The organism is Archangium sp., from assembly GCF_036388035.1.
Taxonomy (GTDB): Bacteria; Myxococcota; Myxococcia; order Myxococcales; family Myxococcaceae; genus Archangium.
Genome location: NZ_DASVSO010000010.1, coordinates 1 through 8,092 on the forward strand (window position 1 = coordinate 1; position 8,092 = coordinate 8,092).

Here is an 8,092-nt window from a genome sequence, read left to right on the forward strand (position 1 = left end):
TGGCGCCCGAGTGGTGCAGCGCCAGGTGCGCCGCGTCCAATAACACCTCCTGCGACACCTCCGCGCTCTTCTCCAAGGGAACCACCACATGGCTGCCCGGCAGCCCCCGCGCGTGCAGCCACAGGTGGTAGGGGCGCGCCACCTTGAAGGTGAGCGTGTCGTTGTCCTCGCCGCCCTTGCCCACCCAGATGCGGTGGCCCCCGTGCCCCACGTACTCCTTGAAGGGCCGGGCCTCCTGCGGGCCCACCTCGCCCGCTGCCTGCATCAGCACCTCGGCCTGGGCCAGCAGCGCCGTCTCGTCCAGCGCCTCGAGCTGCTCGAGCGCCGCCTGCGCGTGCCCCACCTCGCGCGCCAGCTCCGCCTCGCGCTGCCGCGCATGCTCCACGCCCCGCAGCAGCCGCTTGTACTGGTGGAAGTGCCAGTCCGCCTCGTCCTTCGGCGTGCGCTTCGGGTCCAGCTTCACCCGCACCTCCTCCATGCCCGACTCGGTGTACGCGGTGAGCGTCACCTCGGTGGCACCCCGCTTCAGGCGGTAGAGGTTCTGGGTGAGCAGCTCACCCAACTGCCGGTGACGCTCGGCCTCCGGACCCCGCGCCGCCTCCGCGCGCACCTTCTCCAGCGTGCGTCCCGAGCGCTTGAGGCGCGCCCGGTACGGCAGCGCCAGCCGCCGGCGGATGGCCTCCGCGCGGCTCGCCTTGTCCTTCGGTCCGAGCACCCCCTCGGCCGCCTCCGCGTACGGAGCGAAGGCCCCGGACACGGGCTCCAGGCGGGAGGGCGTGCTCCGGGTGCGCGCGAGCACCTCGGCGGACAGCGGCTCGGGCCTCGCCCAGTGCCCACCCGGGTGCAGGGCCCGCCGCTGCGCCAGGCCCTCGCCGGAGAGCATCAGCACGCGGCCCGCCTCCGTCAGCAGCACGAGGCCTCCGGGCGAGCCGAGCTCCAGCACCAGCCGGCGCCGCGAGTCCTCGCTCTGGAAGTCCAGCGTCACCACCCGCTCCGCCTCCGCCCACGAGGCCCCCGTCAGCTTGAGGCCCACCAGCTCCTGCCTCAGCCATTTCTGGAAGGGCGCCGGCTCGCCGGGCGTGGGGAAGCGATCAGCGGCCACGGACACGCGGGACAGCTCGCCCTCCGCGCATAGGCACAAGAGGAAGGAGCGCCCGGGCACGCGCAGCTCCAGGTAGGCCAGGCGCGGCAGCGGGCACCACGCCTTCTGCACCACCGCGCCCGCCAGCCGCGCGGCCACCTCCGTCACCACCTGCTCCAACTCCGAGGGACGCAGCGACATCCCTTCCTCCTGGAAAAAGAAAACGGCCCGGCGGAAGTCCGCCGAGCCGTTCAAACTGCTTGAATTTCCTACCCTACGTCTAGCCCTCGGTAGGGGCGGCCGCGGGGGCGGTCTTCGCCGTCTTGCGGCGGGTGGTCTTCTTCGCGGCCGTCTTCTTGCCAGCGGCCTTGCCCGCGGCCTTCTTCGCCGGCGCCTTCTTGGCGGTCTTCGGGGCAGCGGTCTTGCGGGTGGTCTTCTTCGCGGCGGTCTTCTTGCCCGCGGCCTTCTTCGCGGTCGTCTTCTTGGCGGCCATCTAAACCCTCCGTTGGTTCTACGTCCCCTCCACTCATCGAGAGTGGGGCTGCACTCACATCGGGAGTGCTTATCACCAATGGTAGAGATGACATGCCAGTGTGTCAACGCATGGTGATGTAGTGCAACGCGTGGCGCGCCGATTTTTCGGCATCGCGCGCGTTCGCGACCCCCGCTCAGCACCTTCTCGGCGGCTTCACGGCACTCTCGCGGCGGCTTCGCGGCCCGAGTGGAAAACGCGCCGAGGCCCGAGTTTCCGGCCTCCGCCGCGTTGCGCTCCGCCGCGTGGAGCCACGAGTGTCAGCTCGCGCGCACTCGACACCGCGCCGGCACGCGGACACACCGCGCTTTGCGCGCGCCAGCGCCGCGTCTACGGTGCGCGCCCGCATGAGTGCTCACGAGATGACCTTCCCCTCCGACTTCACCTTTGGAGTGGCCACCTCCTCGTACCAGGTGGAGGGCGGCATCGAGAACGACTGGGCCGAGTGGGAGCGCGCTGGAAAATTGAAGGAGCCCCACGCGCGCTGCGGCCGCGCGGTGGACCACTGGCACCGCTACGAGGAGGACTACGGCCTGGCCCTCGACGTGGGCGCCACCGCCTTCCGCATCTCGTTGGAGTGGGCGCGCATCGAGCCGGAGCGCGGACGCATCGACGGCGCGGCGCTCGAGGCCTACCGCGAGCGGCTGCTGCGGATGAAGGCGCGCGGCCTGCGCCCGGTGGTGACGCTCCACCACTTCACCCACCCCACCTGGTTCCACCGCGACACGCCCTGGCACCGGCCCGAGAGCGTGGAGGCCTTCCGCGCCTACGCACGTGCCTGCGCTCCTCTTCTCAAGGGGTTGGAGGCACTCGTCATCTCCCTCAACGAGCCCATGGTGCTGCTGCTCGGCGGCTACCTGCAGGGCCTCATGCCCCCCGGCATCACGGACGGGGCGAAGACGATGGCGGCGCTGGAGAACATGGTGCGCGCCCACGTGGCCGCGCGCGAGGAGCTCCAGGCCGTGCTCGGCCGGGTGGAGCTGGGCATCTCGCAGAACATGCTGGCCTTCGCGCCGGACCGGTGGTGGCACCCGATCGACCGCGCGCTCGTCCGGTTGGGGGGCCAGGCGTACAACCACGCCTTCCACGAGGCCCTGGTGTCCGGGCGCCTCCGGGTGAACATGCCCGGCATCGGCTCCACCCGGGTGGACATCCCCGGCGCGCGCGGCGCGTGCGAGTTCATCGGGATGAACTACTACACGCGCGCCCACCTGCGCTTCATCCCCCGCCCCCCCTTCATCGACTTCAAGTTCCGGGACATCCACGGCCGGGGCCTCACCGACATCGGCTGGGAGCTGTTCCCCGAGGGCTTCGGCCCGATTCTGGGCGAGCTCAAGCGCTACGGGCTGCCGGTGTGGGTGACGGAGAACGGCATGGACGACCGGGGTGGGCAGCGCCGGCCGCACTACCTCCACACCCACCTGCGCGAGGTGCTGGCCGCGCGCGCCGCGGGCCTGGACGTGCGCGGCTACCTCTATTGGAGCTTGCTAGACAACTTCGAGTGGCTCGAGGGCTGGGGGCCGCGCTTCGGCCTCTACCACGTGGACTTCGAGACGCTGGAGCGCCGCCCCACCCCCGCCTGCCGCTACTTCCAGGAGGTCGCCACCACCCGGCGGCTCGTCCCGCCGGAGGCCGTCCTCGGCGCCGCGGCTCAGCCGAGCGCGGCGCGGTAGTCCACGTCCTGCTCCTCGTCCGGGGCGTTGGGGTCGGAGGCGGCGGAGCCGAAGAAGCGCCGCACCGCGTCCCGCACCTGCTCGGTCGAGTCGAGCTGGTTCACCTCGGAGCGGAAGGTGGCGGCGCCGCGCAGGCCGTGCGCGTACCAGGCCAGGTGCTTGCGGAAGGAGCGCACCGCCCCGAGCACATCGCCCACGAAGTCCATGTGGGCGGCGAGGTGCTCGAGCACCAGCTCGCGGCGCTCCTCCGGGGTGGCCGGCGCGCCCCCGAGCAGCTCGCGGAAGATCCACGGGTTGCCCAGCGCGCCCCGGCCAATCATCACGTAGTCACACCCGGTGGTCTCCAGCATCCGGCGCGCGTCGGCGGGCGTCTTCACGTCGCCGTTGCCGATGATGGGCCGGTCCGGGAAGTGGCGCTTGAGGTCGGCGATGACGCTCCAGTCCGCCCGCCCCGAGTAGCCCTGCTCCCGGGTGCGCGGGTGGATGGCGAGCGCCGCGCAGCCGGCCTCGAAGAGCTGCCCGGCCACCTGGAGGTAGTTGCGGCTCTTGTCGTCCCAGCCCGAGCGGATTTTACAGGTGACGGGCAGGCCGGTGGCCGCGTGGATCTCCCGCACGAGGGCGGCGCCCCGGTCCGGCTCGCACAGCAGGGCGCTGCCGGCGCCGTTGCGGGTCACCTTCTTCACCGGGCAGCCCATGTTGATGTCGATGATCTGCGCCCCATACTCCTTGCCGATGACGGCGGCGCGGGCCATGGCCTCCGGCTCGCCGCCGAAAATTTGGAGGCTGTAGGGCCGCTCCACCTCGGGATCGAAGCGGAGGTACTTGAGGGTGCGCTGGTTGACGCGCATGAGGCCCTGGGCACTCACCAGCTCGGTGGGACAGAGGGCCGCGCCCAGCCGGAAGGCGATGACGCGGAAGGGCTTCTCGCTCACCCCCGCCATGGGGGCGAGGATGAAGGGGTTGGGCAGCGTGTAGGGACCGATGCGAAGCATGAGCCGGAGGAACCTAGCGGATTGCCCGAATTCATTCAGGACCCGGGCGTGGGCCTGCGCGCTTGCCCTCCATTGGTTAAGGTCGGGGCCATGCTGCGCTTTCGGCTCGGGAGCATCCCCGTCCAGATCCACCCCACGCACCTGCTCTTCTCGGCGCTGGTGGCCTACGCCTTCATGCCGGGCCCGGGCACCGCGATGCAGAACGCGACCAGCTGGCCCTACCGCCACCTGCTCGACCGGGGAGATCCGCTGTACGGGCAGACGGTGCTCCTCTACATCCTCTCGTGGATGTTCATCGTCTTCCTGTCGGCACTCGTCCACGAGCTGGGTCATGCGCTGGCGGGCCGGGCGTTCGGCTACCGACCGAGCATCGCCCTCGTCTGGATGGGGGGCGTCACCCGGACGAATGCCCCTGGCCCCATGCCCTGGCACAAGACGGTGGTGGTGACGGCGGCGGGGCCCCTCGCCGGGCTGCTGCTCGGGGTGGCGGCCCTCGCCCTCCGCTTCTTCGTGCGCCCCCACTCCGAGGTGCTCGACTTCCTCCTCCTCTGGCTCTTCGGGGCCAACCTCTTCTGGACCATTTTCAACCTCATCCCCGTCCCCCCGTTGGATGGGGGCCACATCGTGAGCACGGTGGCCACCCGTCTCTTCGGACAGGCGGGCTTCCTGGGGGCGCAGGGACTGGCCGTGGTGTTGTGCCTCGCCGCGGTGGCCTTCGCGGTGAAGCTCCAGGAGCCCATCCTCGGCATCTTCTTCGGCCTGTACGGGGTGCAGGCGCTGCGGCTGCTGCTGGCCGCCGGGCGCGGAGAGCTGAAGGTGTCCTCGGGCGTGGCCCCGGAGCCGCTGCTCCAAGAGATGCAACAGGCCCAGGCCGCACTGGCCGAAGGCCGGCTGGACGACGCGCGCCAGCGGGTCCAGGCCGTGCTGGCCTCGGAGCAGAGCACGCCGGACCTCACCTCGCAGGCCCACCACCTGCTGGGCTGGGTGGCCCTCAAGAACGGACAGGGGCGCTCGGCGCTGGACCACTTCTCCCAGGTGCATCGCCGGCCGGTGGAGACGCATGCGCTGGCGGCGGCCTTCTCCCTCGTCGGAGACGAGCACCGGGCCCTCACCCTCTGGGAGCTGGCGTGGCAGGAGACACGCGACCGCACGGTGCTGCACGAGTACGCGGGCTCGCTCATCCGCGCGGAGCGGGTCCAGGCCGCGCTGCGACTGCCCGGGGTGGAGCCGGAGGCGGCCTTCACCTGTGCGCAGCGGACCCTCTTCATCCGTGGGGCGTACTCGGAGGCGGCGGCGATCGCCGAGGCGGGACTCGCCCACGTGCCCTCGGCGCGGCTGGCCTATGACGCCGCGTGCGCGCATGCCCGGGCGCGTCACAAGGATGACGCGGCGCGCTTGCTGCGGCGCGCCACGGAGCTGGGCTTCCGCGATGCCTCCTACGCGGCCTCCGACGAGGATCTCGCCTCGCTGCACGGCCACCCGGACTTCGAGCAGTGGCTGGCGGAGCTCCACAAATCTGCTTCCGCCTGACATGGCCATGACATGAGGGGGTGTTGATGCGGGGAGAGGCTGAGCACCTTCCCGCTCGGTCTGCTTCCAGCCCGAGGCCCCCTTGAACGCTCAAACCCCCGCCCTGGCGCAAGACGAGAAGATCAACTGGCTCTCGTCCATCCCGTTCATCGGCGTCCATCTGATGTGCCTCTTCGTGTTCTACACGGGGGCCAGACCGGTGGACGTCGCGGTGTGCGTGGGCCTGTACATCTTCCGCATGTGGGGGATTACGGCCGGCTACCACCGCTACTTCAGCCACCGCGCGTACAAGGCGGGCCGCGGCTTCCAGTTCTTCCTCGCGCTGGCGGGCACCCTGGCCACGCAGAAGGGCGTGCTCTGGTGGGCGGCGCACCACCGCCACCACCACCGCTACTCGGACCTGGAGCAGGACATCCACTCGCCCCTGCAGAAGGGCTTCTGGTGGAGCCACATGGGGTGGATCCTCTGCGACAAGTACAACGCGACGCGCTACGAGAGCATCAAGGACTTCGCGCGCTACCCGGAGCTGGTGTGGCTCAACCGGCTCTTCATCGTGCCGCCCGTGCTGCTGGCCGTGGCCCTCTTCTTCATCGGCGGCTTCTCGATGCTGGTGTGGGGCTTCTTCGTGAGCACCGCGCTGCTCTTCCACGGCACCTTCACCATCAACTCGCTCAGCCACGTGTTCGGCAAGCGGCGCTACAAGACGACGGACACCAGCAAGAACAACTGGTTGCTCGCGCTCATCACCCTGGGCGAGGGGTGGCACAACAACCACCACTACTACCAGAACACCGCCAACCAGGGCTGGTTCTGGTGGGAGGTGGACCTCAGCTACTACTCGCTCAAGGCGCTCTCGTGGGTGGGCCTGGTGAGTGACCTGCGCACCCCGTCCGAGCAGGTGAAGAACGTCTACCTGAACTACACCTCCGAGGAGCGCGCGGCCCTCAACGCCCCCTTCCGCATCCCCTGGCTCGTCCCCGTGGCGGCCAGGCGCAAGGCGGCCGAGGAGAAGATGAAGGCCGCCGAGGAGAAGGTGCGCGAGGCCCTGGCCGCCGCGGCCAACAGCCTGCCCTCCTCCGCGCCCTCTCCCCAGGCGCTGCTCAAGCGGCGGTAGGGGGAGTCAAAGGAGAAGCCCTGCCGGTTGGAGCAGCAGCCAGGTCAACGTGCCCCGGGTGGGCTTTGTTCAGTACAGGACCGTATGGTAGCGTCCCCTGACCGTGAAGGCTCGTTCACGCGTGGTACTGGGGGGTCGCAAGAAGGTGGTTTCCGCCACACGCATCATTGCCTTCACCATCGTTCTCCTCGGTGCGTGGGTCGCGGGCGCTGCCGCCCCGGTACGGCTGGACCAGGTGCTTCCCCTCAACCGGTATGAGCCGACACCGGCAGGCGAGTCCTCCATCCAGGTGGAGGTGCCGCACTACGGGACCGACGAGTTCTCCGTCGGGTTCAGCCTCAACTATGCCCACAGGCCGCTGGTGCTCGGCGTGGAGAACGAGGCGGGGGACTTCCAGACGCTCCGCGTCCTGATCGAGCACCAGCTGCTGGGCAATATCGACCTGGCGGCGCGGTTCTGCGACTGCACCACGTTCTCGCTCTCCCTGCCCATCGTGATGACGGAGCGGGGGAAGTCCCCGGAGGAGGACTCCTCGCAGCGGGCCATCTCGAGACAGCTGCTGAGGGCGTCCGCTTCCGCCCGGAGCGCGCCCGAGCTGGATTCGCTCACGAACCTCAGCCTGCTCCGGGACTCGAACGTGGGGGACCCGCGCCTGGGGATGATGCTGCGTCTGTATGGCCAGCCCGACGAGAGCCCGTTCTCCGCCAGCATTGGCGGCTACCTGTGGGTGCCGCTGAGCCGGCTCCTCGCGCGCACGGAAGACCGGACGGGCAACCAGGAGTTCCGCGCGCGGCCCATGCTGGTACTGGCGGGCTACAGCCACCACGTCCAGTGGTCGCTCGCGGGCTCCTTCCTCTTCCGCCCCGAGGCGCCGCAGAACACCCTGCCCGCGCTCGATGGCAGCGTCGAGGGCTCGGAGCTGCGGGTCGGCACCCATGTCAGCTACACCGACAAGGAGCGGGGGTTCGCGGTAGGCCCGGAGGTGCAGCTCTCGACCCTGCTCATCCCCCGCGATTACGCCTTCAAACCCTTCTACACGAGCCTGGATGCGTTGCTCGGGTTCCACTTCAAGCTCGCCCAGGTGTTGCAGGTGCACCTGTCGGCCGGGGCGGGCCTGCTGCGGCGGCCTGGCACTCCGGACCTGCGCTTGATGCTGCGGGTGTCCTACAA

Annotated in this window: 7 protein-coding genes; 4 read left to right on the forward strand and 3 right to left on the reverse strand. The window is 70.0% G+C overall.

Annotated features, from left to right (window positions below; translation table 11 throughout):
* The coding region (locus VF697_RS00340; RefSeq protein ID WP_331091077.1) for an NFACT family protein at window positions 1-1,282 on the reverse strand (1,282 nt) is incomplete at its 3' end.
* A gap of 79 nt (window positions 1,283-1,361) precedes the next feature.
* Entirely contained in the window at window positions 1,362-1,574 is a 213-nt protein-coding gene (locus tag VF697_RS00345; RefSeq protein ID WP_331091079.1) for a hypothetical protein, read from the reverse strand.
* A 386-nt stretch (window positions 1,575-1,960) separates the two neighbouring features.
* Here VF697_RS00345 and VF697_RS00350 point away from each other — a divergent pair, with 386 nt between their 5' ends.
* Window positions 1,961-3,286, forward strand: a complete 1,326-nt coding sequence (locus VF697_RS00350) for a glycoside hydrolase family 1 protein (protein WP_331091082.1) — start codon at window positions 1,961-1,963, stop codon at window positions 3,284-3,286.
* On the opposite strand, the gene dusB is transcribed toward VF697_RS00350, so the two are convergent.
* Complete coding sequence (gene dusB, locus VF697_RS00355) at window positions 3,265-4,278, reverse strand: tRNA dihydrouridine synthase DusB (RefSeq protein ID WP_331091084.1); 1,014 nt, start codon at window positions 4,276-4,278, stop codon at window positions 3,265-3,267. The genes VF697_RS00350 and dusB overlap by 22 nt on opposite strands.
* A 90-nt stretch (window positions 4,279-4,368) precedes the next feature.
* On the opposite strand from dusB, the gene VF697_RS00360 reads away from it, so the two are divergent.
* The 3 genes from VF697_RS00360 to VF697_RS00370 all read left to right on the forward strand — a co-directional run.
* Entirely contained in the window at window positions 4,369-5,808 is a 1,440-nt protein-coding gene (locus tag VF697_RS00360; protein ID WP_331091086.1) for a site-2 protease family protein, read from the forward strand.
* A gap of 82 nt (window positions 5,809-5,890) precedes the next feature.
* Complete coding sequence (locus VF697_RS00365) at window positions 5,891-6,922, forward strand: acyl-CoA desaturase (RefSeq protein ID WP_331091087.1); 1,032 nt, start codon at window positions 5,891-5,893, stop codon at window positions 6,920-6,922.
* A 103-nt stretch (window positions 6,923-7,025) separates the two neighbouring features.
* The coding region (locus VF697_RS00370; RefSeq protein WP_331091089.1) for a hypothetical protein at window positions 7,026-8,092 on the forward strand (1,067 nt) is incomplete at its 3' end.

Bases quoted from the DNA above. Each gene is read 5' to 3' on its own strand.
- VF697_RS00345 (WP_331091079.1), bottom strand. From the start codon at position 1,574: ATGGCCGCCAAGAAGACGACCGCGAAGAAGGCCGCGGGCAAGAAGACC.
- VF697_RS00350 (WP_331091082.1), top strand. From the start codon at position 1,961: ATGAGTGCTCACGAGATGACCTTCCCCTCCGACTTCACCTTTGGAGTG.
- dusB (WP_331091084.1), bottom strand. From the start codon at position 4,278: ATGCTTCGCATCGGTCCCTACACGCTGCCCAACCCCTTCATCCTCGCC.
- VF697_RS00360 (WP_331091086.1), top strand. From the start codon at position 4,369: ATGCTGCGCTTTCGGCTCGGGAGCATCCCCGTCCAGATCCACCCCACG.